Below are 24664 nucleotides of genomic sequence, written 5' to 3' on the forward strand. Positions count from 1 at the left end.
GGAGGTCTTGCTGCACCGCCGCACTTGAATGAAGTGCCAGATAATGCAAGAGCTCGGTGTGTCGTTCAACTTAGTCAGCTTTGTCGCCACCGGCCAGATTCTTCTTCGACCCGGTCTTGAAGTCGGTTTCGTACCAACCGGTACCGCTCAGGCGGAAGCCCGGCATCGACAACATTTTTTTCAGTTCGGGTGCCTGGCAGGCAGGGCAGTCGACCAACGGTGCTGCGCTGATCTTCTGAATGGCTTCCAACTGATGACCACAGGAAGCACATTGATAGTCGTACATCGGCATGGGGTTGTCTCGGCGATCAGGTTCATCCCGCGCAAACAATGGGTTTGGCGGCAAAGAGCGGGATTATATCGATTAAATCGAGCCTGTGCAGCCGTAACGCTGCACAGGGACCGCATCCGGGGCAGATGGACGGCCGGCACTTGGGCGTGCCGGCCGTCCTGCCCCGACACCCCTGCGTCATTCAACGCCCACAGCACCCTGGTTCAAGCTGTGCACTACACACATCACCCGGACCAGGCCACTGAAGTTCTTCACCCCGCCATGACGCAGATGTACTTCGCGATCAACCCGGGACAGCAAGGCGTTGACCGAACAGCAATTATTCCTCGCAATACTGCCCAGGATATTCCAGTAGACCTGCTCCAGCCGCAGGCAGGTGGCGAACCCATTCAAGCGCACCGACCTGGCCTGCGGCTGTGCCAGGCCCATGTCAAACTCACGAACGAAGGGATCAATCTTTATATCCTGAGGCCTAGCAACTTCATCGGCTTCTGACGCTAAGATTCCAATCATATAACTGACACTCCTTTGCCATTCCATTTATAACAACGCTCCGTGTCGCTATAAAAACGTAAGCAAAAACATATTTCCATATGCCTTTATAACCACTGATGTAGGACAAGCCGACAGCAGCAACAAGACTATTAACACTCCCCTACGTGCAACAACGAAACGGAAAGATGGCGCAGGAAGAGTCCCGCAAGAGCCTGGGAAACGCGCCATCAACACCCGGGAGCTTTCATAGGTCCGGGCACGACACCCCACGCTGATGGTGCCGACAAGCCGACACCATCAGCCAGGCAGGGACTACTGGCCGTCCAACAGCGAGCGCAGCATCCAGGCAGTTTTCTCATGAACTTGCATGCGTTGCGTGAGCAGATCTGCGGTGGGTTCGTCGCTGACTTTTTCCAGCAGCGGGAATATCCCGCGTGCTGTACGGGTGACCGCTTCCTGCCCCTGGACAAGTTGCTGGATCATCTCTTCGGCGCTGGGCACCCCCTCCTCTTCTTTAATGGAAGAAAGTCGCGCGTAGATTGAATAGGCGCCAGGGGCCGGAAAACCCAATGCACGAATACGCTCGGCAATCAGGTCCACGGCCAGGGCCAACTCGTTGTATTGTTCTTCGAACATCAAATGCAGGGTACGAAACATCGGCCCTGTGACATTCCAGTGGAAGTTATGGGTTTTCAGATAGAGCACATACGTGTCCGACAGCAAGCGCGAAAGCCCATCGACGATGGACTTGCGATCCGTCTCGCTGATACCAATATCAATTGCCATGCTGTTCCCCTTGTCGGTGATGAAGTCCGTTGCACAGGTGCGCCCTCACTGTAGCAAGAGTCCCGGCTCTGTGCCGGTCGCGCCGGTGATGACCGATCGACGTCCGTAAATACGGCTTGAAGCGTCTAAAACAAGCCTTCGGCCACCACCGCCCGACGCCCTCGTGCAAATCGCCGGCCACCCCGGAGCACGCGCCCTCCGCGCTGATTTGAGAAGGTACGGTCTTTGCTGTTAAATAGACGCCGTGTCACTGCCGCTATTTCCCCGCGTGCTGTGCATAGGCTGATACCGGGTGCGTGTCCACCGCCTCCCATTGTTCAGAAGCGAACCGTACTCAATCAGCTCTTCCTTGCGATCCGTCTTAACGTGAGTCAATTAAAATGTTGAAAATCGTCCACCTGCTAACGGGCGCAGCAGCTTTGCTGTTGTCCTTCATTCCTAGCTTGCGAACCGAAGCCGTACCTTACCTGCAACAACCTGACGCGCTGTACCTGGCGTTCTTCGGTCTGCTCAACCTGACCCTCGCTCCGGTGATCCCGTACTGGAACAAAGGTCCTCGCCATCAACTGCAAAACCTGGTCAGCGCCTTACTGGTGCTTGCCGTTGTCCTGCAAACCCTGACCCTGCTGGCACCGATGCCGGAAATCGGCGGTCACCCCGCGGTGCTGTTCAGCCTGATCGTTGCATTGGTCGCAGTCCTGCTGCATCTGGGCACCAGCTTCTACAAGTCTTCACCCGCTGCCGCGACTCATCAGAACTACGACATGACCAACCGGGATACCGGCACCGTGAAGTGGTTCAACACCTCCAAGGGTTTCGGTTTCATTTCCCGCGACTCCGGGGATGATATTTTTGTGCACTTTCGCGCCATTCGTGGCGAGGGTCACCGCGTCTTGGTCGAAGGCCAGCGCGTGGAGTTCTCGGTGATGAACCGGGATAAAGGCCTGCAAGCGGAAGACGTGATCGCGGCCCTGCCGCGTCGCTGATCCCGACCTCGTTACCCGCTCGAAAAAAAAACCGCGATACAGCCCAGCTGCTCGCGGTTTTTTATTGCCTGCCAATCGGTATTGGCCACTGACACTCAATAGTGCGGCGGCGGCGCGTCCTCTTCGAACGTCTCGAACTGGCCGGCCATTTCTTCCTGACGCTTGAGCAGCGCGCTCATCTGCAACTGCAGTCGCTCGACAACCCGCTGCTGGGTCACCAACACATCATTCATCGCCTCGATGGCGTCATCCTGAAACGCCAGGCGACTTTCCAGGTCCATAACGCGCTCTTCCAGGCTCATGACTCAACCCTCCAGAAACATGAAACCATCGCTCAACACCAGACGCAGCCGCTCACGAATCGCCGCCACTTGCTCGGCGGTATAGGGGCGTGCCGGGTGCTTGCCCCAGACCGGAGCCGGCCAGGCAGCGTCCTCACGTTTACGCACGATGACATGCATGTGCAACTGACTGACCACATTACCCAAGGTCGCCACATTCAACTTGTCGGCGTCGAACGAATCCTTGAGTGTTTCGGCCAACAGTGTTGTTTCCCGCCACAACTGCTGTTGATCGGCCGCCTCTAACTGAAACAACTCACTGATATCCGCACGGCGCGGAACCAGGATGAACCAGGGATAATTCGAGTCATTGGACAACAGCAAGCGGCTGAGCGGGAAATCCCCAATGGTCAGGGTGTCTTGTTCAAGTCGTGAATCCAAAGCAAACACCGCGGGCACTCCTGCATAGTCGATGATTGGGGCCTGGCGCCAGCCCTCGAGGCTGCTGCGCCGGCCATACATGCGCAGCATACCCGCGAACCCGATACGGTTCACGGCGAAAAATCAGCGCCACACGCGTAAAACCAGACGCCGTGGGGCTCCCTACCCGGTAAACGCCCCAGCACAGGACATTTGCCATCTGCACGCACCATGAAGGAACTACCGCCGTGCAGCCCCAACAGCGCCCCCCCCTCCTGGACCCGGGCCAACCTCGGCAAAAGTGTGAAGCCCATGCAAATGCCGAAAAAAAACCGGCAAAAATTCCATCCACGTCTAAGCTGATTTCTCCGAGCATCCGCCGTTTACACACCCCAAAGGGTGAACCGGTAACATTTTGGGTTCTCACCCATGCACAGTCATGGTGCAACACCAGATGAGCTACGGAGTCAAGCGCAAACAAAACGGTCTCGAAGACCCCGTGTTTATTCGGTTTTGTGAGTTAAAACGGGCGTTTCAGAAAAAAACGCAGGCAAAAAGCCGATTTGTGCACGCTTGTTGCATTCATTCCCACATCGTCTATAAGGCGTCCGCTGGAAGTGGAACCCTTTAGACCCATAACAATAGCGGCACGGAAGCCCACGGAGATTCAAGTGCAAGACAAGGACACTTTTTCTGACGTACAAGCCTTGTAAAACAACGCTGAAGTTGTCAGTCCGAATGCACAGATTTTGCAAAAATACGACCTCCAACGCGCATATTGCGACAGGGCCGTAAAGAAGCTGAAAGGTTGAAAGCGCAAGTATCGCCAACATTGTCGGCGTGATATAAGTTTGCGCCGACACAAAAAGAAAGAGCCGCCCAGATAAAAAAACAGGTGGGACGGCAGAACTCTTCAAAAAAACCAAAGGAGCAAATCACGATGCGCGTGATGAAGTGGAGCATGATCGCACTGGCTGTTTCAGCAGGCACCTCGCAGTTCGCAATCGCGTCCTCCCAGGACGAAGCCAAAGGCTTTATTGAAGACCAAAGTCTGAAAGCCAAGACTCGTATCGAGTACATGAACCGCGACTTCCGTAACGGTGCTGGCAACATTGCCAAGCCAGGTGGCGGCTACAAGAGCGGCTATCGTCAGGACACCGGTATCAGCGAACTGATTACCTACGAGTCCGGCTTCACTCAAGGCACCATCGGCGTAGGTCTGGACGCCATGGTAATGGGTACTGCCAAGCTTGATGGCGGTGCAGGTCGTGCTGGTAACGGTCTGTTTGCCCGCGACAGCGATGGCAACCCGGAAGATACCCAATCGAAAAGCGGCGCGGCAATCAAGTTCCGTCTCTCCGACACCACTCTGAAATACGGCCGTCAATTCGTTGCCAGCCCGGTTTTCTCGACTGACGACAGCCGCCTGCTGCCAGAAGTTGCTGAAGGCACCATCATCACCAGTAAAGAAATCAAGGGCCTGGAAGTCAACCTGGGTCGCTTGACTGCGCTGAGCTCGCAGACTGGCATGGGCAAGGACAGCATCAACGGTGCACACACTCCTGGCCTGACCAGCGCCAACATCGGTGGTGCTACCTACCAGTTCACCGATAACTTCGTAGCCGGCTTTGCTGCTTCCGACGTAGACGACTACTTCAAGAAGCAATACATCAACGCCAACTACACCCTGCCGATCAATGACGATCAGTCGCTGAACTTCGACCTGAACGCCTACAAGACCAAAGACCAGGGCGCAGCGCTGTACGGCCCTCTGGACAACAAACTGTGGAGCTTGGCAGCTGCCTACAGCCTGGGCGCGCACAAATTCACCCTGGGCTACCAGCAGTCCTCCGGTGACACCAACTACCTGTACGGCGTTGATGGTAACGGCACGATCTTCGTAGCCAACTCCATCCAGATCTCCGACTTCATCGGCAAGGACGAGAAGTCGTACCAGGCTCGTTATGACCTGAACATGGCCACCTACGGCGTGCCTGGCCTGAGCTTCATGTCCCGTTATGTCTACGGTAACAACATCGATACCGCTGGCGGTTCCGAAGGTAAGGAACACGAATTCAACTTCGAAACGAAGTATGTGTTCCAGGAAGGTCCGGCCAAGGATCTGTCCCTGCGTCTGCGTAGCGCAATCTACCGTGCAAACAACGCTTACAACGCTGAATACACCGCCGACAACAACGACGTGCGTATCATCGCTGAATACCCTCTGAACATTTTGTAATCAGTGGTTATTGCCTAGCGTCTTGAGCCTGGCTCAAATAAAAGCCCCTCACCTGAAAAGGTGGGGGGCTTTTTTATTGCAACTTGATGACAAGAGCGAACATTCATCAAGAGCAATTGAGTAGCAAGCTAATAGTAAGCAGCCACTCTATTTGCAAACTACCGATATAAAAAAACCCAAGGGGTTTATCGCCCCTTGGGTTCTAACTCACTGCCTGACCAGCAAGCCAAGCTGTAGAGCTTTTACTTTACGCAGTTTCTTGAACTACTCGAATCACGCGTTGTGGAAACGGAATATCAATACCCGCCGCTTTCAAGCGATCACGGGAGTGTTCATTAAAGTGGAACATCACATCCCAGTAGTCTGCGGTCTTCACCCAGACTCGCAGCGATAATGTGATCGAGCTGTCACCCAGGACCGAAACCACGGCCACCGGCTCAGGATCGGCCAGTACCCGCGCGTCCTTGGCCAGTTCCAGCAGTACGGCACGCGCCTTCTGCAGGTCCGCTTCGTAGTCCACGCCCACATCGAACACGACTTTGCGAGTCAACTGACGGTTGGTGTTGGTGATGATGCCGTTGGACAGCACGCCGTTAGGCACGATGACTGTCTTGTTGTCGCCAGTACGGATGATCGTGTGGAAGATCTGGATGCTGTCGACAGTACCCGCCGTGCCCTGGGCTTCAATGAAGTCGCCGATACGGAACGGGCGGAACAGCAGAATCAGCACCCCACCGGCGAAGTTCGCCAGGCTGCCTTGCAACGCCAGGCCAATGGCCAGGCCTGCGGCACCGATGGCAGCGACAAAGGAGGTGGTCTCGACACCGATCATCGACGCGACACTGACGACCAGCAGTACCTTGAGGACGATGTTCGCCAGGCTGCTGATAAACCCCTGCAAAGCCAGGTCGGCATTGCGCAGCGCCAGCAGTTTGCCGACCTTGTGGGTCAGCTTGTTGATCAACCACCAGCCAATGGCCAGGGTAAGGACCGCCAGCAGCACCCGGCTGCCGTATTCCATGATCATCGGGATCCAGGCCTGGGAAGCCTTGACCAGGTTGTCCACTTCAGCATTCAAATCCATCTTTCTCTCCTGATTCCCGGCTACCCGGCACTTAAAAACCAAGCAGCAGAAAGATCGAACCGTTCAGGGCTCAATCATTTCTGCTGTTGCTTGGGCCTCGGACGTCAATTACGCCGAGAGGTTCCCCGATGACTGATCAGTCGCGGAAGTTGTTGAACTGCAGCGGCATGCCGAATTCCTTGGCGCGCAATGCGGCGATCGCATCTTGCAGGTCATCACGCTTCTTGCCGGTGATGCGTACCTGCTCGCCCTGGATGGCAGCCTGGACCTTGAGCTTGGCGTCCTTGACGTGAGCCACGATCTTCTTCGCCAGCTCTTTGTCGATGCCTTCCTTGAGGACGGCTTCCTGCTTCACCAGCTTGCCAGAGGCGTAGGCGTCCTTGACCTCAAGGCACTGTACGTCGATCTTGCGCTTGACCAGTGCCAGCTTGAGGATCTCGATCATCGCCTCGAGCTGGAAGTCGGCCTCGGCGGTCAGGTTGACGGTCAGGTCCTTTTCCTTGAACTCGAAGCTGCCTTTGCCTTTCAGGTCATAACGACGGTCGAGTTCCTTGACGGCGTTTTCGACCGCGTTGGTGACTTCGTGTTTGTCCAGTTCGGATACCACGTCGAACGACGGCATGTAATCTCTCCAATAAAAAATGGCCGCGCACAATAACTCAGGTGCACGCCTGGCTTGCGGTTAAAATCCGCGCTGATTATAACGGGTCTTGCCCATTCGAATCTGCGAGCCGCACATGCACCTGCCAATCAGAGCACAAAACTGATGTCGACCACCTGGCATATCCTCGGAGCAGGCAGCCTCGGCACCCTGTGGGCCACTCGCCTGGCGCGCGCCGGCCTGCCGGTGCGGTTGATCGTGCGCGATAGGGCACGCTTGCAGGCATATCAGGCGGCCGGCGGCCTGACCCTGGTGGAACAGGGCCAGGCCCAGCGTTATCCGGTGCCGGCCGAAACCCTCGACAACGACGCGCCGATCGAGCGCCTGCTGGTGGCTTGCAAGGCCTACGACGCCGAGGCCGCCGTCGCGCAACTGGCCCATCGCCTGACCCCTGACGCCGAGTTGATCCTGCTGCAGAACGGCCTCGGCAGCCAGGACGCCGTCGCCGCACGGGTGCCCCAGGCGCGCTGTATTTTTGCCTCAAGTACCGAAGGCGCGTTTCGTGATGGCGATTGGCGGGTGGTGTTCGCCGGCCATGGCTACACCTGGCTCGGCGATAGCAGCCACCCAGTGGCACCGATCTGGCTCGACGACCTTGATGCCGCCGGCATCCCCCATGCCTGGAGCGTGGACATCCTGACCCGGCTGTGGCGCAAACTGGCGCTCAACTGTGCGATCAATCCGTTGACGGTGCTCCACGATTGCCGCAATGGCGGCCTGCAGCAGCACCAGTGCGAAGTCGCCACCCTGTGCAGCGAACTTGCCCAGCTGCTCGAACGCTGTGGCCAGCCCGCGGCGGCGCAAGACCTGCAGCAGGAAGTCGAACGGGTGATCCTGGCCACCGCAGCCAACTACTCGTCCATGTACCAGGACGTGGCCAACCAGCGCCGCACCGAAATCAGCTACCTGCTGGGCCACGCCTGCGAGGTCGCCACACGCCACCAACTGGTGCTGCCACACCTCAACCAGCTGCAGCAGCGCCTGATGACCCACCTGCGCACACGCGGATTGCCCAGCGACTGAGCAGCGGCTACGCTGGCCTCCTGTTCTACTTCAGCGACGACCCCGATGCCCTTGCGCCAGCGCCTTGAAAACCTACCGGTCGGCCAGAAACTGCTGGCTGCCCTGTTGGTGCTGTTGATCACCGTCCTGCTGGTGGCCAACCTGACCTTTATCAGCGCCGCCTATTGGATCTCCCAGGAAAGCATGGCGCCACAAGCCCTGCAGACCATCGGCCGGTTGGTCGCCAACCCGTCGATCGCCAGCCAGGCCCTGAACTCGCCCGCGGATGGGGAAAAACTGCTCAACGAACTCAACAGCTATACGCCGTTGCGCGCCGCCGCGCTGTACGACGCCCAGGGTCGACTGTTGGCCCAGGTGCAACGGGGCGACCCCCTTGAGCTGCCCAAGCGCTATCGCCATATCGAAGGCTGGCAAGCCACCGAGTTTCGCAGCAATCAAGTGATCACCCTGCTGCGCCCGGGTCAGGAGCCCGGTCATTTGCTGCTGGTGGCCAGTAGCGAATTGCCGGTGGCGTTCTACACGGGCACGTTCACCGCCAGCCTGGGGATCCTGATTTTCAGCGTGCTGCTGTGGCTGCTGATCGCCCAGCAGATCAAACGCCTGATTACCCAGCCAATCCATCAACTCGAAGAGCTGTCGCGCCAGGTCACCCGCGAGGAGAACTACGCACTGCGTGCCTCCCGGGGCAACCTCGATGAAATCGGCAGCCTCGCCGAAGCCTTCAACACCATGCTTTCGCGCATCGAAGCCCGTGAACAACAACTCAAGCGCGCCCGCGACGACTCCCAGGCCGCCTACGACCAGGCCCAGGGCCTCGCCGAGGAAACCCGGCACACCAACCGCAAGCTGGAGCTGGAAGTCCAGGTACGCAGCAAGATCGAGAAGAAGCTCACCGGGTTCCAGAACTACCTCAACAGCATCATCGATTCCATGCCCTCGGCGTTGATCGCCCTCGATGAGCAACTTTACGTGACCCAGTGGAACCAGGAGGCCAGCGCGCTTTCCGGGACCCGCCTGGACGAAGCGCTGAACCAGCCGATCTTCCTCGCCTTTGAGCCGCTCAAGCCGTTCCTGCCGCAGCTCAAGGAAACCGTCGAGCAGCACAGCGTGGTCAAGATCGAACGGGTCACCTGGGTCAAGGACGATGAAGCCAAGCACTACGCCCTGACCTTCTATCCGCTGATGGGTGGGGCTGGGCGCGGCGTGGTGATTCGGATCGACGACATCACCCAGCGCCTGTCCCTGGAAGAAATGATGGTGCAGTCGGAGAAGATGCTTTCGGTCGGCGGCCTGGCGGCGGGTATGGCCCACGAAATCAACAACCCCCTGGGCGCCATCCTGCACAACGTGCAAAACATCCGCCGGCGCCTGTCGAACGAGTTGCCAAGAAACCTCGAGACCGCCGAGCAGGTTGGTGTCGAACTGGATAACGTCAATCAGTACCTGCAAAGCCGGGAAGTCCCACAACTGCTGGATGGCATCCAGCAGGCCGGAGCCCGCGCCGCGAAGATCGTCACCCATATGCTCAGCTTCAGCCGCCGCAGCAACCGGCAGATGGCCCCTTGCGACCTGCCGGCCCTGATCGACCAGGCCGTGGAGATTGCCGGCAACGACTTCGACCTGGCCATTGGCTTCGACTTCAAGGGCCAGGCCATCATTCGCCAGTTCGACCCGCAACTGGGGCCGGTGCCCGGCACCGCCAACGAGCTGGAACAAGTGCTGCTCAACCTGCTGAAAAACGCAGCCCAGGCGATTCACCTGCGCGAAGACGACAGCGAACCCGGGCGCATCATCCTGCGCACCCGCCTGAACCCGCCCTGGGCCGAGATCCAGGTCGAAGACAACGGTATCGGCATGAGCGAAAACGTGCGCAAACGCACCTTCGAACCCTTCTTCACCACCAAGGAAATCGGCCAGGGCACAGGCCTGGGGCTTTCGGTGTCGTACTTCATCATCACCAACAACCACAAAGGCCAGATGGAAGTGCAGTCGACCCTGGGCCAAGGCACCTGCTTCACTTTGCGCCTACCCCTGGCCGGCTCCCCCCTCGCCTCTCACGAACTCAAACAACTGGAGCGCTAAGCATGGGCTTTCGCCTGTCGAAGATTTACACCCGCACCGGCGACGCCGGCGAAACCGGGCTGGGCGACGGTCGCCGCGTGCCCAAGGACCATCCGCGCGTCGAAGCCATCGGCGAAGTCGACACCCTCAACAGCCAGCTCGGCCTGCTGCTGGCGGCACTGGCGGAGCAGAGCGAGGTCTATCCTGGCCTGAGGCAAGTCAGCGAAGTCCTGGAGCCGTGCCAGCATCGCCTGTTCGACCTCGGTGGCGAACTGGCGATGCCGGTGTACCAGGCACTGAATGGGGCGGAAGTCGAACGCCTGGAGTCGGCCATCGATAGCTGGAACGAGGAACTGGGGCCACTGGAGAATTTCATTTTGCCAGGTGGCTCGGCGCTGATCGCCCAGGCCCACGTCTGCCGCAGCCTGGCCCGCAGTGCCGAACGCCGTTGCCAACAGTTGAATGCAATCGAGCCGTTGGCCGGGGTGGGCCTGGCCTACATCAATCGTTTGTCGGATCTGCTATTCGTGGCGGCACGCCTGATTGCCAAGCGCCAGGGGGTCAGCGAGATTCTGTGGCAGGCGGCGGCTAAACCTGAGGCTTAGCCCCCTAGACTAGCCGCGTATTCAAGGCCGTCATCGCGGGCAAGCCCGCTCCCACAATAGGAGCGGCTTGCCGGCGAAGAGGCCCGCAACACCCCATCAGGCCCCAGGCCAGAACGCCCGAATCCCTGCGACACCCTGGGCCCCTGCGTCCCAGGCCTTCTGCCGCTCTTCAGGACCGACCCCGCCCAGCAGGAACACCGGCTTGCTGAAACCGGCGATCAACTGCGAAGCCTGCTCCCAGCCCAATGGCACAGCGTCAGGATGAGTCTGGGTCGGTTGTACCGGCGACAGGGTGACAAAGTCCACGCCCATCTGCTCGGCCAGGCTCAACTCCTCGGCGTTATGACAGGACGCCGCCAACCAGCGCGAAGCCGGCAGCGGACGCCCGGCACTGGCGTACTTGCGCAGTTGTGCCGCCGTGATGTGCCAACCGGCCGAGGGGAAATCCCCCAACCACTCGAACGGCCCCTTGAGCATCAATTGTGCCTTGCCAGCGCACAAGCCGACCGCATCCACCGCCAGATCGCGGTACTTGGGGTCGTAACCGTTGGGGGCCCGCAGCTGGATCAGCTTGATGCCGCCGGCGATGGCTTTCTGGATTCCGCGCAGCAGGGCCGGGGTTTCCAGGTCCTCTGGGGTAATCAGATATTCAGCGGGCAAGCGCGCCGCCGCAACGATCGGCTGGTTGGCCGCGGGAAATTCGTAGTCGCCCAGCTCCCGTGCAGTGACCCAGGCCAATGGCTGGCCTTCGGCACCGTGGGGTTCGCCGTTGAAGGCCGACACCTCCCAGACGTCCAGCAGCACCTGCTTATCCGGATAATCATGCTGGACCTTGATCAACGGCCGTGCGGCCGTGACGCCGATACCCAGCTCCTCCTGCAATTCGCGGGCGAGCGCGGCCTGAACCGACTCGCCCTCCTCGACCTTGCCCCCGGGAAACTCCCAAAGACCGCCCTGGTGCTGGCTATCGGCGCGACGCGCGATCAGGATCTTGCCGCTGGCATCGCGGATCACCGCTGCGGCTACATGGACTCGTTTCACCGCGCTACTTCCTCCAGGCCGGCTTGCTGCCAGGCCTTGAAGGCTGGCCATTGGTAAATCGTCTCGACATAGGCCGCGTCGGCCGCCGGCAGTTCGACCCGATAGGTGCGCAAACGCACGGCAATCGGGGCAAAAAACGCATCGGCCAGGCTGACCGTGCCGAACAGGAACGGCCCGGCTTCAGTGGCGGCGGCGCGGCACTCGGCCCACAGCGCCAGCATCCGCTGGATCTCTGCCTGCACCTCGGCCGGCATCGGCGTCAGTGGCGCGTCACGGCTCAGGTCAAACGGCATGTTGCCGCGCATGGCAAAAAAGCCGCTGTGCATCTGTGCACACGCCGAACGCGCCTGGGCGCGAGCAGCGATGTCCTTGGGCCAGAGCCCCACGTCCGGGAAACGCTCGACCAGGTACTCGGCAATCGCCAGCGAATCGGCAATGGTCCCGTGCTCGGTCTTGAGCAGAGGCACCTTGGCCGTCGGCGAATGCTTGAGCAACCGCTCGCGGGTATCGGGCTGGTTGAGTTTGATCAGTTCTTCGGTGTAGGTCGCGCCAGCGAGATCCAGTGCCAGGGCACCGCGCAGGGACCAGGAGGAATGCAGTTTGTCGCCGATGATCAGGTGGTAGCTCATGTTCGGGGACCTTTGGCTGAGGGGACAAGTGGCAGGCCTTGCTCCTATAGGAGGAGCAAGGCCTGCCCGGAGTGCGTCAGGTGCGGTATTCGGCGTTGATCTTCACGTACTCGTGGGACAGGTCGGTGGTCCAGATGGTTTCGCTGCAGTCACCACGGCCCAGTTCGATGCGAATGGTGATTTCCTCACGCTGCATCACCGCCGAGCCCTGGGCTTCGGTGTAGCTGGCTGCGCGTGCGCCACGGCTGGCGATGCACACCTCGCCAAGGAACACGTCGATCTTGCTCACGTCCAGGTTCGGCACGCCGGCACGGCCGACGGCGGCGAGGATCCGGCCCCAGTTCGGGTCGGAGGCGAACAGCGCGGTCTTGATCAGCGGCGAGTGCGCCACGGTGTAGCCGACGTCCAGGCATTCCTGGTGATTGCCACCGCCGTTGACTTCCACGGTGACGAACTTGGTCGCCCCTTCGCCGTCACGCACGATGGCCTGCGCCACGTCCATGCACACCTCGAACACCGCTTGCTTGAGCGCCGCGAACAACGGACCGCTGGCCTCGGTGATTTCCGGCAGGGCCGCCTGGCCGGTAGCGATCAGCATGCAGCAGTCGTTGGTCGAGGTATCGCCATCGATGGTGATGCGGTTGAACGACTTGTTCGCGCCGTCCAGCAGCAGGTTCTGCAGCACTTCGCGGGACACCTTGGCGTCGGTGGCGATGTAGCCCAGCATGGTCGCCATGTTCGGACGAATCATCCCCGCGCCTTTGCTGATGCCGGTTACGGTGATGGTCACGCCGTCGTGCTGGAACTGCCGGCTGGCGCCCTTGGGCAGGGTGTCAGTGGTCATGATCCCGGTGGCCGCGGCTTCCCAGTTGTTTTGCGACAGGTCATCGAGGGCCGCCTGCAACGCGCCTTCGATTTTCTCCACCGGCAGCGGTTCGCCGATCACCCCAGTGGAGTACGGCAGCACTTGGCTCGCGTCGACGCCGGTCAGTTGGGCCAGTTTGGCGCAGGTCCGCTCGGCGGCCGCCAGGCCCGGCTCACCGGTGCCAGCGTTGGCGTTGCCGGTGTTGGTCAGCAGGTAACGCACCGCGCCCTGGACCCGTTGCTTGGCCAGGATCACCGGTGCGGCGCAGAAGGCGTTCAAGGTGAACACCCCAGCGACGGTCGAGCCTTCGACACAGCGCATGACCACGACATCCTTGCGCCCAGGGCGCTTGATGCCAGCCGAAGCGATACCGAGTTCAAAACCGGCAACCGGGTGCAACGTAGGCAAAGGACCAAGACCAACAGCCATGAATGCGCTCCTCACTAGATAATGTCTGCACCCGGATCGCCACGCTTTTCGGCGCGCGGCGTTGGTGCTTCGAATGGTAAAACGCCGCGACGGCTGATGCCGGTCGCGGCGCGGGTATTTCAGCGTTGACGACGGGTTTTACTGGATCTGCCCGTGGCAATGCTTGAACTTCTTGCCCGAACCGCAGTAGCACAGCTCGTTGCGGCCCAGCTTCTGCTCGTTGCGTACCGGCGCGGTGGCGAGGGCCACATCGACCTCTTCACCCAACAGCTCCGGTTGCTCCAGGCCAGGCGCTTCGTCGTGCAGGAACTGCATGCGGGCGGCCAGCGCCTCGGCTTCCTGGCGCAGGCGTTGCTCTTCTTCGATCGGATCTTCGCGGCGTACCTGAACGTGGGACAGGACCCGGATCGAGTCGCGCTTGATCGAATCCAGCAGCTCGGAGAACAGCGTGAACGACTCGCGCTTGTATTCCTGCTTCGGGTTCTTCTGGGCGTAGCCACGCAGGTGGATACCGTGACGCAGGTGGTCCATGGTCGACAGGTGGTCTTTCCACAGGTCGTCCAGCACGCGCAACACGATTTGCTTCTCGAAGGTACGCAGGGCTTCGGCGCCCGCCTGGTCTTCTTTTTCGTTGTAGGCGGCGATCAGCTCCTGCATCAGCTTCTCGCGCAGGGTCTCTTCGTACAGGTGATCGTCTTCGTCGAGCCATTGCTGGATCGGCAGCTTCACCCCGAAACCGCTTTCCAGTTCCGCTTCCAGACCGGCAACGTCCCACTGCTCAGGCAGCGACTGCGGAGGAATGTGCGCCGAAACGGTGGCGTTGAGTACGTCCTGGCGGAAGTCGGCGATGGTCTCACCGATGTTGTCGGCGGCCAGCAACGTGTTACGCATGTGATAGATCACTTTACGCTGTTCGTTGTTGACGTCGTCGAACTCCAGCAATTGCTTGCGGATGTCGAAGTTACGACCTTCAACCTTGCGCTGGGCCTTTTCGATGGCGTTGGTCACCATGCGGTGCTCGATCGCTTCGCCAGGCTGCATGCCCAGGGCCTTCATGAAGTTTTTCACCCGGTCAGAGGCAAAAATACGCATCAGGCTGTCTTCCAGCGACAGGTAGAAGCGGCTGGAGCCGGCATCACCCTGACGACCGGCACGACCACGCAACTGGTTGTCGATACGGCGCGATTCGTGACGTTCCGAGGCAATCACCTGCAGGCCGCCCGACTCGAGCACTTGCTGGTGACGCTTCTGCCAGTCGGCCTTGATCTGGGCGATCTGTTCCGGCGTCGGGTTTTCCAGGGAAGCCACTTCCACTTCCCAGTTACCGCCCAACAGGATGTCGGTACCACGACCGGCCATGTTGGTGGCAATGGTCAGCGCGCCTGGGCGACCGGCCTGGGCAATGATCTCGGCTTCCTTTTCGTGGAACTTGGCGTTCAGGACCTTGTGCTCGATGCCTTCCTTATCGAGCAGGCGCGACATGTGCTCGGAAGTTTCGATGGTCGCGGTGCCCACCAGAACCGGGCGCCCCGCAGCCATACTTTCCTTGATGTCGGTGACGATGGCGGCGTACTTCTCGTCCGCGGTGAGGAACACCAGGTCGTTGTAGTCTTTACGCGCCAGCGGCTTGTTCGGCGGGATGACCATGACCTGCAGGCCATAGATCTGATGGAATTCGAACGCTTCGGTGTCGGCTGTACCGGTCATGCCGGACAGTTTGTTGTACAGACGGAAGTAGTTCTGGAAGGTGGTCGATGCCAGGGTCTGGCTCTCGGCCTGGATGTTCAGGTTTTCCTTGGCCTCGATGGCCTGGTGCAGGCCTTCGGACAAACGACGGCCCGGCATGGTACGGCCGGTGTGTTCGTCGACCAGGACTACCTGGCCATCCTGCACGATGTATTCGATGTTGCGGTGGAACAGCTTGTGCGCGCGCAGGCCGGCATACACGTGGGTCAACAGGCCCAGGTTGTGCGCCGAGTACAGGCTCTCGCCCTCAGCCAGCAGGCCGATGCGGGTCAGCACTTCTTCGATGTATTGGTGACCGGCTTCGTTGAGTTCGACCTGGCGGGTCTTCTCGTCGACGCTGTAGTGACCGGCCTTGGTGACGACGCCTTCCACTTCCTCGACATGCAGCTCCAGTTGCGGGATCAGCTTGTTGATCTCGATGTAGAGCTTGGAGCTGTCTTCGGCCTGACCGGAAATGATCAGTGGGGTACGGGCTTCGTCGATGAGGATCGAGTCGACTTCGTCGATCACGGCAAAATTGAGTTCGCGCTGGAATTTTTCTTCCATGCTGAACGCCATGTTGTCGCGCAGGTAGTCGAAACCGAATTCGTTGTTGGTGCCGTAGGTGATGTCGCAGGCGTAGGCCGCGCGCTTTTCTTCCGGCGGCTGGAACGGCGTGACCACGCCGACCGTCAGGCCGAGGAATTCATAGAGCGGACGCATCCAGTTGGCATCGCGGCGGGCCAGGTAGTCGTTCACCGTGACCACGTGCACGCCTTTGCCGGACAGTGCGTTGAGGTAAACGCCCAGTGTCGCCACCAGGGTCTTGCCTTCACCGGTACGCATTTCGGCAATCATGCCTTCGTGCAAGGTCATGCCGCCGATCAACTGGACGTCGAAGTGGCGCATGCCCATGACGCGCTTGCCGGCTTCGCGGGCTACCGCAAAGGCCTCTGGCAGCAGCTTGTCGAGGGTCTCCCCTTTGGCGAAGCGGGCCTTGAACTCGTCTGTCTTGGCACGCAATTGATCGTCCGAAAGGGCCACCATTCGCTCTTCGAAGGCATTGACGAGTTGCACCGTCTTGAGCATGCGTTTGACTTCACGCTCATTCTTGCTTCCAAAAAGTTTCTTTAACAAAGGCGCAAACATATCGGCAGGATCTTCCACACTAAAGGGATGGAGGGCGGCCCCGTGAGTCGCCCGAGCAGCCCTCATGGCCGCATGCGAACGAGCATTCTACCCGGAAACGATGGTGAGGAAAGTGGCGTTATTCCACGATGCTGGCACAGCGTTGTGACGGGGCTCACTTAAAATAAGGGCTTTTTACTGAACTTCAAGCCATTTGCAGCAGAAGTTACTCATTGATTTAATGAGTAAAGCGGTAACAAAGCAATGGCTCGGGCGGATCCGGCGCTTTCTGCTACCATGGCGGCTCTGTTACTTCAGGTGTCTGATCATGGCATTTCGCCCTCTTACGGCCAGAGCACCCGCCGTTCTGCTACGCGAAGCCAAACCGTTAAAAGCCATATTTGGCCACGCACAACGCCTCGGTCATTTGCAGCGCTTGCTCGAAAGCCAATTACAGCCGGCCGCCCGCGAACATTGCCACGTCGCCTCCTGGCGCGAAGGCAGCCTGCTGTTGATCGTCACCGACGGACACTGGGCCACCCGCTTGCGCTACCAGCAAAAACGCCTGCAACGTCAATTGCAGGCCTTCGACGAGTTCGCCAGCCTGACGCGGATTCTGTTCAAGGTTCAACCGCCCACCGTGCAGCAAGGAGCGGCCGGCCACACCATGGACCTCTCCAGCGACGCGGCGGCCACCATCCAGGCCACGGCCGACGGGATTACCGATCCCAATCTGCGAGCAGCCCTGGAGCGCCTGGCGGCACACGCCAAGCCCAAGGCCTGAGCGATTCATTTATGAAGGTGGGAGCAGGCTAGCGACAGCGCCAACCCCGCCACCTTTGTGGTGACACGGCAAATGCCCTCCCGAGCAAGCGGAGCGCCGTCCGGCGCGCTCCGACAAACACCTTCAGCGGCGCTTGCTGCCCCCCAGTAACGATCCCATCAACCCGCGCACCAACTGCCGGCCCAACTGGTTAGCCGCCTGGCGCATCGCCGACTTCAGCGCTTGCCCGGCGGCGGTGCCGAGAAACTCGCCGGCCTGCTCAGTGAAGCTCGGCCCCTCTGCCGCCGGCTTGTCCGGCACGGCCTCGGCCTCCGGCGCCAGGCCCTTGCGCCCCACCAGCACTTCATAGGCCGACTCGCGGTCGATCGGCTTGTCGTAACGCCCGACCAACGGTGAGCTGGCAATCAGCGCGGCACGTTCAGCTTCGCTCAATGGTCCGATACGCGATTGCGGCGGCGCCACCAGCACCCGCTGGACCATCTCCGGCGTGCCCTTCTCTTGCAGGGTCCCGACCAATGCCTCGCCAATCCCCAGGTCGGTCAGCACTTGCAGGGCGCTGAACGCCGGGTTGGGGCGGAAGCCGTCCGCCACCGCCTTCAGGGATTTCTGCTCCTTGGCGGTAAATGCCCGCAACCCATGCTGGATGCGCAAACCCAGCTGGGCCAGCACGTCATCCGGCAAGTCGCCCGGCGACTGGGTGACGAAATACACCCCCACGCCCTTGGAACGGATCAACCGCACCACCTGCTCCAAGCGCTCCTGCAGGGCCTTGGGCGTACCGGCGAAGAGCAAGTGCGCCTCATCGAAAAACAACGCCAGCAACGGTTTCTCGGCGTCGCCGCGCTCCGGCAGTTGCTCGAACAGTTCGGCCAGCAACCACAGCAGGAAGGTCGCATAGACCTTCGGCGCCTCATGCACCAGGCGGCTGGCATCCAGCAGATGGATGCGCCCGCGACCATCGCTGGCCGGGGCGAGGATGTCCTGCAGTTGCAACGCCGGCTCGCCGAACAGCGCCTCGGCGCCCTGCTGCTCCAGGGTGGCCAGGCGCCGCAACAGCGCCTGGCTGGAGCCGGTGGTCATCAGAGCGGCGTCATCGCCGAGCAGCTCAGGGTTGTCCTTGAGGTGGTTAAGCAGAGCCTTGAGGTCCTTGAGGTCGAGCAGCAACAACCCCTCGCGATCGGCCACCTTGAAGGCGGCATACAGCGCCGACTGCTGGCTGTCCGTCAGTTCCAGCAGGCTGCCGAGCAACAACGGGCCCATTTCACTCAAGGTTGTACGCAACGGATGACCAGACTGCCCGTGGATATCCCACAACGTCACTGGATAGGCCGCCGGCTGGTAGTTGAGCCATGGCATGCCGGCAATCCGCTCGGCCACCTTACCCTGGGGATTACCCGCCGCCCCCAGCCCGCAGAGGTCGCCCTTGATGTCAGCGGCAAACACCGCGACCCCGGCATCACTGAACGCCTCGGCCAGGCGTTGCAGGGTGACGGTCTTCCCGGTCCCGGTGGCACCCGCCACCAATCCGTGGCGGTTGGCCAGGCGCATGGCCTGGGCAATCGGCTGGCCCTGAAGGTCGGCACCAATAACGAGTTTTAATGAATCAGGCATTTTGTCACCCATGATTAAGCTTTGGTCCTACACAGCCGATAGAGATAAGCGAGAGACCAGACTGAATATCAGGTCAGATAATTCCCTAAGGATCCACGGAAATATCAGCTTATGTGCCACAGCGCCTATCGTGCGCGCTTTTTTGTCGCAACACGCCCCACACAATAAGACATTAGCGGACACCACAAGCCATGAACAACAATCTGCGCTTCAGCCACAAAATCCTGCTTGCCGCCGCCCTTATCGTCATTGCCGCGTTCGCCACATTTACGCTGTACAACGATTATCTGCAGCGCAATGCAATTCGCCAGGACCTCGACAGCTACCTCAATGAAATGGGGGATGTCACCGCGAGCAACATTCAGACCTGGCTGTCCGGGCGCATTCTTCTGATCGATAACCTGGCGCAGAACATCGCCATCAATGCCGATGATCCGCACGTCGCCGAGCTGCTGGAACAAAAAGCCCTGACTTCGACCTTCATGGCCTCCTACCTGGGCAATGCCGGTGGCAGCTTCACCATCCGTCCCGATGTGAAAATGCCCGACGGCTTCGACCCGCGTGGACGGCCCTGGTACACCGGCGCGCAGAACAGCGCCAGCGCCACGCTGACCGAACCCTATGTCGATGCGGCCACCGGCCAGACCATTATTTCCATTGCCAGCGCCTCGAAAAAAGCCGGCAGCAATGTCGGGGTGGTGGGCGGCGACCTGAGCCTGCAGACCCTGATCGACAACCTCAAGGCCGTGGACTTCGACGGCATGGGTTATGCCTTCCTGGTCAACGCCGACGGCAAGATCCTGGTGCACCCGGACAAATCCCTGGTGATGAAGTCCCTCAGCGAGGCTTATCCGCACAGCACCCCGCGCATCGGCAGCGACTTCAGCGAAGTCGAGGTGGACGGCAAGACGCGCATTTTCACCTTCAGCCAGATCAAGGGCCTGCCATCGGTCAACTGGTACATCGGCCTGTCCGTGGACAAGGACACCGCCTTCGCGATGCTCAGCGAGTTCCGCACTTCGGCAATCGTCGCCACGGTGATTGCCGTGACCGTGATCATCGCCCTGCTCGGCATGCTGATCCGCTTGTTGATCCAGCCATTGCACGTCATGACCCGCGCCATGCAGGACATCGCCGACGGTGAGGGCGACCTGACCCGCCGCCTGACCATCCAGAACCATGATGAATTCGGCACCCTGGGCGTTGCGTTCAACCGCTTCGTCGAGCGCATCCACGGCTCGATCCGCGAAGTCTCGTCAGCCACCGAGCAGGTCAACGAAGTGGCCTTGCGGGTGGTCAGCGCCTCGAACTCGTCGATGCTCAACAGCGATGAACAATCGAGCCGCACCAACAGCGTCGCGGCCGCCATCAACCAGTTGGGCGCCGCCACCCAGGAAATCGCGCGCAACGCCGCGCAAGCATCGCACCAGGCCAGCGATGCCCGCAGCCTGGCCGAGGATGGCCAGCAAGTGGTCGATCGCAGCATCGCCGCGATGAATCAACTGTCGAGCATGCTCAGCGCTTCCAGCAGCAACATCGAGTCGCTCAACAGCAAGACCGTGAACATCGGGCAGATTCTCGAAGTGATCACCAGCATCTCCCAGCAAACCAACCTGCTGGCGCTCAACGCGGCGATCGAGGCCGCACGGGCCGGTGAGGCCGGACGCGGTTTTGCAGTGGTGGCCGATGAGGTGCGCAACCTGGCGCACCGCACCCAGGAGTCGGCGCAACAGGTGCAGACCATGATCGAGGAGCTGCAGGTCGGCGCCCGCGAGTCGGTCAGCACCATGGGCGACAGCCAGCGCCATAGCCAGGACAGCGTGGAGATCGCCAACCTCGCCGGGGAGCGCCTGAATAGCGTGACCCTGCGCATTGGCGAGATTGACGGCATGAACCAGTCGGTGGCCACGGCCACCGAGGAACAGACTGCCGTGGTGGAGTCGATCAACGTGGACATCACCGAGATCAACACCCTCAATCAGGAAGGCGTGGAAAACCTGCAGTCGACCTTGCGGGCCTGCTCCGACCTGGAACAACAGGCGGCGCGCCTCAAGCAACTGGTGGGCAGCTTCCGTATCTGAATGCGCTGGCAGGATCTGTCAGGACTTGCCTTCAGGTTCCGGCTGGTCCTGTAACTGCTGCCACAACTCGGCCGCACCGGGAAACTCGGTGCCGTCCTCGCTACTCAAGTCATCGGGGTCGTAACGGCTCAGGCAGCCTTCACCCAGGGTGGCGGGGGCTGTGGAGGTGGCCTTGTCCAGTGGATCGCTCATGGTCCGCACCTTCAATAAAAAAGGGCCTCAAGCGTACAACGCTTGAGGCCCTCGTGCCTGTCGGCGGCGAATCAGAACACCACGGTCTTGTTGCCATGCACCAGCACGCGGTCTTCCAGGTGATAGCGCAGGCCGCGGGCCAACACCATCTTCTCGACGTCACGGCCGAAACGCACCATGTCTTCGATGCTATCGCTGTGGCTGACGCGCACCACGTCCTGCTCGATGATCGGACCGGCGTCCAGCTCTTCGGTGACGTAGTGGCAAGTGGCGCCAATCAGCTTCACACCACGCATCGACGCCTGGTGGTAAGGCTTGGCCCCCACGAACGACGGCAGGAAGCTGTGGTGGATGTTGATCACCTTGTGCGCGTACTCGCTGCACAGCTCAGGCGGCAGGATTTGCATGTAGCGCGCCAGCACCACCACTTCAGCATCGTGCTGTTTGACCAGGCGCGACACTTCGGCAAACGCCGGCTCTTTGTTCTGCGGATCCACCGGCACATGGTAGTAAGGAATGCCGTGCCACTCGACCATGCTGCGCAGGTCGTTGTGGTTGGAGATCACACAGGAAATTTCGCAGTCCAGCTCGTCGCTGTGCCAGCGGTGCAGCAGGTCGGCCAGGCAGTGGGATTCACGGCTGGCCATCAACACCACGCGTTTTTTCTGCGCGGTGTCGGTGATACGCCAGTTCATCGAGAACTCTTCGGCGATCGGGGCAAATGCCTCACGAAAGGCCTCCAGACCAAACGGCAAGGAGTCGGCCCGAATTTCGTGACGCATGAAGAACCAGCCACTGAGATTGTCCGAGTGATGGCTCGCTTCAGTGATCCAGCCATTGTGTGACGCCAGAAAGTTACTGACCTTAGCAACGATGCCGACGCCGTCCGGGCAAGCAATCACTAGCCGAAAAGTGCGCATAGGGGGAAAACTCCAGAACTTCGCAAAGGCCGCCATTCTAGCGATTGCGCAGAAAAACTGCAGTATTGATCAGCAATTGCCCCATCTGCCGCCTGCGCAAGCAGGCCGTCGTCGACCGATTGGCAGCACTGCATGCTGGCGCAGGACGCCTTGTGAGAATACGCAAGAAGGTCTTTGTGAATAACTGTGATCATTACCGCTGATGTTTTAACTGTCAGTGTATTTGTCTGCCATTGACTCTAATCAAATCAAATAAAAGTTCGCTTATATGTTTACTTGATGAAACACCCTGACTATTATTGCGCCACTGTCCCCTGCATCCTGTGCCTAACATAAGGTAGTCCTCATGTCCCTGATCAACGAATACCGCGCCACCGAAGAAGCTATCAAAGAGCTGCAAGCCCGTTTGAAGAACCTGTCCCAAGACGACAAACTGCAAACCGAGCTGGAATTCGAAGGCAAACTGCGCACCCTGATGGGCGAATACTCCAAATCCCTGCGCGATATCATCGCCCTGCTGGATCCGGAATCTAAAGTTAAAGCCCCACGCGGCGCAGTGAAAACTACCGGCACCAAGCGTGCACGCAAGGTTAAACAATACAAGAACCCGCACAACGGCGAAGTCATCGAAACCAAAGGTGGCAACCACAAGACTCTGAAAGAGTGGAAAGCCAAGTGGGGCGGCGACGTGGTTGAAGGCTGGGCAACCCTGCTGGGCTAAGCCGCGACCCGTCTCGCAGGTTCACTTGCGAACAAAAAAACGCCAGCTTTCGCTGGCGTTTTTTTATCCATGTTATTCAACACATTTCATCAGGGCATTTCAAATATCCAAACGTTTGCGCAATAGCGCCACGTACTCGCGCCATTCCTGCAGAACCTCAAGCGTTCCGCCCGCGGCATTCTGCGACCATTGCTCGCAGGCTTGATCAAATGCCTGCACGGTATTGGGCGCTCCCCATCGAGCATCGCTCAAACGCTGCTGGCAAAATAATTTCCAACGTTCTTGCTCCTGTTCATTCAAGGTCTCGGGGAAGTTGCGCGCGCGATATCGAAATAATAATTCCGGTAAACGTTCATCATCGAACGGCCATTGTTCTTGCGCTAATTGCTGTGGGTCGGCCGCTCTCACTTGCTCGCATAAACGTCGGTCACGGTCACCAATGAAACCATCGTACAACTGTTGCTCAGGGTCATCGCTGGGGGTGAAGTCGTCCAGGGCATAAATGGCTGGAACTTTATCTCGCCAAAGTTCCTGTGCGTCACTTAGCCGCAGCGCCCGCGCCTGATACAGCGCCATGTCCAATTGCAGTCGTTGCTGATCCTCGGCCCGCAATACCGACAACGGCGCCACTACCGGGCAGCGGTTGATGTGAATCAGTTTGAGCGGCACCGCAAGCGCCCCCTCGGGCAAATCCGCATGGCGGGTGTACAGGCGCTGACGCAGGGTTTCGACGTCATCTGCCAGCAGGCCCTCGGGGTCCAGGTGCAGGTCGCAGACAATCAGTGCATTACGATTGCGCGGATGCCAGGCCAGCGGCAGGACGACGCCCACATAACTGCGCTCGGCAGAAAAGCGCCCGGAGATATGCACCATCGGTTGCAGCAGGCGAATCTGGTCCATGACTTTTTGTTTGCTGCGCAACTTGAACAGCCAGTCATAGAGCTTGGGCTGCCGGTCACGAATCAGCCGCGCCAGGGCAATGGTGGCGCGCACATCGGACAAGGCTTCGTGGGCCTGGCCATGGTCCAGGCCGTTGGCGGCCGTCAGGCGTTCGAGCTTGAGCGTGACACGCCCTTCTTCCTGCGGCCAGACGATGCCGTCCGGGCGTAATGCATAGGCCGCACGCACCACGTCGATCAGGTCCCAGCGGCTGTTACCGCCCTGCCATTCGCGAGCATAGGGGTCGAAAAAATTGCGGTACAAGCTGTAGCGCGTCATTTCATCGTCGAAACGCAAGGTGTTGTAACCGGCGCCGCAGGTCCCCGGGGCTGCCAGTTGGGCATGCACCCGGGTCATGAAATCCGCCTCGCTCAAACCTTGCTCGGCCAGGCGACTCGGGGTGATCCCGGTGATCGCGCAGGCGGCCGGATGCGGCAGGATGTCGTCGCTGGGCTGACAGTAGAGATTGACCGGCGCATCGATCTCGTTGAGTTCGAAGTCGGTGCGGATCCCGGCCACTTGCAGCGGGCGGTCGCAGCGCGGGGTGATCCCGGTGGTTTCGTAGTCGTACCAGAAGATAGAGGTCACGGGCTGTTCCTGAACTTGAGACCGACGAAGTCTAGGCGCTCAAGCGCTGCGCCGGCCAGCTATCTTGCTTTAGAACGT

General features: G+C 59.9%; 23 protein-coding genes. 8 read left to right on the forward strand and 15 right to left on the reverse strand.

Features of this window, described 5'->3' with window-relative positions; translation table 11 throughout:
• Window positions 1-70: 70 nt before the first annotated feature.
• The 3 genes from QMK50_RS07920 to QMK50_RS07930 all read right to left on the reverse strand — a co-directional run bounded on the left by QMK50_RS07920 (window position 71) and on the right by QMK50_RS07930 (window position 1573).
• Window positions 71-292 (reverse strand): FmdB family zinc ribbon protein, encoded by a 222-nt coding sequence (locus QMK50_RS07920; protein ID WP_010457489.1) that lies wholly within the window; start codon window positions 290-292, stop codon window positions 71-73.
• A 177-nt stretch (window positions 293-469) separates the two neighbouring features.
• Window positions 470-805, reverse strand: coding sequence for a ribbon-helix-helix domain-containing protein (locus tag QMK50_RS07925; RefSeq protein ID WP_095165686.1), 336 nt, complete (start codon window positions 803-805; stop codon window positions 470-472).
• 294 nt (window positions 806-1099) lie between these two features.
• The gene (locus QMK50_RS07930) at window positions 1100-1573 is read right to left on the reverse strand and encodes a Dps family protein (protein WP_095165688.1); all 474 of its coding nucleotides are present in this window, start codon (window positions 1571-1573) and stop codon (window positions 1100-1102) included.
• A 380-nt stretch (window positions 1574-1953) separates the two neighbouring features.
• On the opposite strand from QMK50_RS07930, the gene QMK50_RS07935 reads away from it, so the two are divergent.
• Window positions 1954-2559 (forward strand): cold-shock protein, encoded by a 606-nt coding sequence (locus tag QMK50_RS07935; RefSeq protein WP_320332898.1) that lies wholly within the window; start codon window positions 1954-1956, stop codon window positions 2557-2559.
• Between the two features lie 95 nt (window positions 2560-2654).
• Here the strand turns inward: QMK50_RS07935 and QMK50_RS07940 are convergent, their stop codons facing one another.
• The gene (locus QMK50_RS07940; protein ID WP_095165691.1) at window positions 2655-2861 is read right to left on the reverse strand and encodes a SlyX family protein; all 207 of its coding nucleotides are present in this window, start codon (window positions 2859-2861) and stop codon (window positions 2655-2657) included.
• 3 nt (window positions 2862-2864) lie between these two features.
• Window positions 2865-3290: an HIT domain-containing protein gene (locus QMK50_RS07945; RefSeq protein ID WP_320334501.1), complete on the reverse strand. Its 426-nt coding sequence runs from the start codon at window positions 3288-3290 to the stop codon at window positions 2865-2867.
• A gap of 910 nt (window positions 3291-4200) precedes the next feature.
• On the opposite strand from QMK50_RS07945, the gene QMK50_RS07950 reads away from it, so the two are divergent.
• Window positions 4201-5499: an OprD family porin gene (locus QMK50_RS07950; protein WP_095165693.1), complete on the forward strand. Its 1299-nt coding sequence runs from the start codon at window positions 4201-4203 to the stop codon at window positions 5497-5499.
• A gap of 247 nt (window positions 5500-5746) precedes the next feature.
• Here QMK50_RS07950 and QMK50_RS07955 read toward each other — a convergent pair whose 3' ends face one another.
• Together QMK50_RS07955 and QMK50_RS07960 are read right to left on the reverse strand one after the other, a co-directional pair.
• Entirely contained in the window at window positions 5747-6583 is an 837-nt protein-coding gene (locus QMK50_RS07955) for a mechanosensitive ion channel family protein (protein ID WP_095165695.1), read from the reverse strand.
• 136 nt (window positions 6584-6719) lie between these two features.
• Window positions 6720-7205, reverse strand: coding sequence for a YajQ family cyclic di-GMP-binding protein (locus tag QMK50_RS07960; protein WP_095165697.1), 486 nt, complete (start codon window positions 7203-7205; stop codon window positions 6720-6722).
• A gap of 144 nt (window positions 7206-7349) precedes the next feature.
• Here QMK50_RS07960 and QMK50_RS07965 point away from each other — a divergent pair, with 144 nt between their 5' ends.
• From QMK50_RS07965 to QMK50_RS07975, 3 genes are read left to right on the forward strand one after another with little or no spacing between them, the layout of a single operon-like run.
• Complete coding sequence (locus QMK50_RS07965) at window positions 7350-8267, forward strand: putative 2-dehydropantoate 2-reductase (protein WP_320332899.1); 918 nt, start codon at window positions 7350-7352, stop codon at window positions 8265-8267.
• 45 nt (window positions 8268-8312) lie between these two features.
• Window positions 8313-10349: an ATP-binding protein gene (locus QMK50_RS07970; RefSeq protein ID WP_095165700.1), complete on the forward strand. Its 2037-nt coding sequence runs from the start codon at window positions 8313-8315 to the stop codon at window positions 10347-10349.
• A 2-nt stretch (window positions 10350-10351) separates the two neighbouring features.
• On the forward strand, window positions 10352-10933 hold the full coding sequence (locus tag QMK50_RS07975) for a cob(I)yrinic acid a,c-diamide adenosyltransferase (protein WP_095165702.1): 582 nt from the start codon (window positions 10352-10354) through the stop codon (window positions 10931-10933).
• Window positions 10934-11029: 96 nt separating this feature from the next.
• On the opposite strand, the gene QMK50_RS07980 is transcribed toward QMK50_RS07975, so the two are convergent.
• The 4 genes from QMK50_RS07980 to secA form a co-directional block, all read right to left on the reverse strand.
• The gene (locus QMK50_RS07980; protein WP_159997639.1) at window positions 11030-11974 is read right to left on the reverse strand and encodes a Nudix family hydrolase; all 945 of its coding nucleotides are present in this window, start codon (window positions 11972-11974) and stop codon (window positions 11030-11032) included.
• Complete coding sequence (locus QMK50_RS07985; RefSeq protein WP_320332900.1) at window positions 11971-12603, reverse strand: glutathione S-transferase family protein; 633 nt, start codon at window positions 12601-12603, stop codon at window positions 11971-11973. The genes QMK50_RS07980 and QMK50_RS07985 overlap by 4 nt, the downstream gene beginning before the upstream one ends.
• A gap of 76 nt (window positions 12604-12679) precedes the next feature.
• Window positions 12680-13897 (reverse strand): bifunctional glutamate N-acetyltransferase/amino-acid acetyltransferase ArgJ, encoded by a 1218-nt coding sequence (gene argJ / locus QMK50_RS07990; RefSeq protein WP_320332901.1) that lies wholly within the window; start codon window positions 13895-13897, stop codon window positions 12680-12682.
• 138 nt (window positions 13898-14035) lie between these two features.
• Window positions 14036-16771: a preprotein translocase subunit SecA gene (secA, locus tag QMK50_RS07995; protein WP_095165709.1), complete on the reverse strand. Its 2736-nt coding sequence runs from the start codon at window positions 16769-16771 to the stop codon at window positions 14036-14038.
• Between the two features lie 307 nt (window positions 16772-17078).
• On the opposite strand from secA, the gene QMK50_RS08000 reads away from it, so the two are divergent.
• On the forward strand, window positions 17079-17534 hold the full coding sequence (locus QMK50_RS08000) for a DUF721 domain-containing protein (protein ID WP_095165711.1): 456 nt from the start codon (window positions 17079-17081) through the stop codon (window positions 17532-17534).
• 123 nt (window positions 17535-17657) lie between these two features.
• On the opposite strand, the gene QMK50_RS08005 is transcribed toward QMK50_RS08000, so the two are convergent.
• Window positions 17658-19145 carry a helicase HerA-like domain-containing protein gene (locus QMK50_RS08005; RefSeq protein WP_320332902.1) on the reverse strand — a complete coding sequence of 496 codons (1488 nt, stop codon included), beginning with the start codon at window positions 19143-19145 and terminating at the stop codon, window positions 17658-17660.
• Window positions 19146-19336: 191 nt separating this feature from the next.
• Between QMK50_RS08005 and QMK50_RS08010 the strand changes: the two genes are divergently transcribed.
• Window positions 19337-21226, forward strand: a complete 1890-nt coding sequence (locus tag QMK50_RS08010) for a methyl-accepting chemotaxis protein (protein ID WP_320332903.1) — start codon at window positions 19337-19339, stop codon at window positions 21224-21226.
• 18 nt (window positions 21227-21244) lie between these two features.
• Here the strand turns inward: QMK50_RS08010 and QMK50_RS08015 are convergent, their stop codons facing one another.
• Both QMK50_RS08015 and purU read right to left on the reverse strand, forming a co-directional pair.
• Window positions 21245-21418, reverse strand: a complete 174-nt coding sequence (locus QMK50_RS08015; RefSeq protein WP_174244594.1) for a hypothetical protein — start codon at window positions 21416-21418, stop codon at window positions 21245-21247.
• 71 nt (window positions 21419-21489) lie between these two features.
• Window positions 21490-22338 carry a formyltetrahydrofolate deformylase gene (gene purU, locus QMK50_RS08020; protein WP_095165714.1) on the reverse strand — a complete coding sequence of 283 codons (849 nt, stop codon included), beginning with the start codon at window positions 22336-22338 and terminating at the stop codon, window positions 21490-21492.
• Window positions 22339-22684: 346 nt separating this feature from the next.
• Between purU and mvaT the strand changes: the two genes are divergently transcribed.
• Window positions 22685-23059, forward strand: coding sequence for a histone-like nucleoid-structuring protein MvaT (gene mvaT / locus QMK50_RS08025; protein ID WP_005790963.1), 375 nt, complete (start codon window positions 22685-22687; stop codon window positions 23057-23059).
• A gap of 99 nt (window positions 23060-23158) precedes the next feature.
• On the opposite strand, the gene sbcB is transcribed toward mvaT, so the two are convergent.
• Entirely contained in the window at window positions 23159-24586 is a 1428-nt protein-coding gene (gene sbcB / locus QMK50_RS08030) for an exodeoxyribonuclease I (RefSeq protein WP_159997647.1), read from the reverse strand.
• Window positions 24587-24664: the final 78 nt, after the last annotated feature.

Source organism: Pseudomonas sp. P5_152, from assembly GCF_033989915.1.
GTDB lineage: Bacteria > Pseudomonadota > Gammaproteobacteria > Pseudomonadales > Pseudomonadaceae > Aquipseudomonas.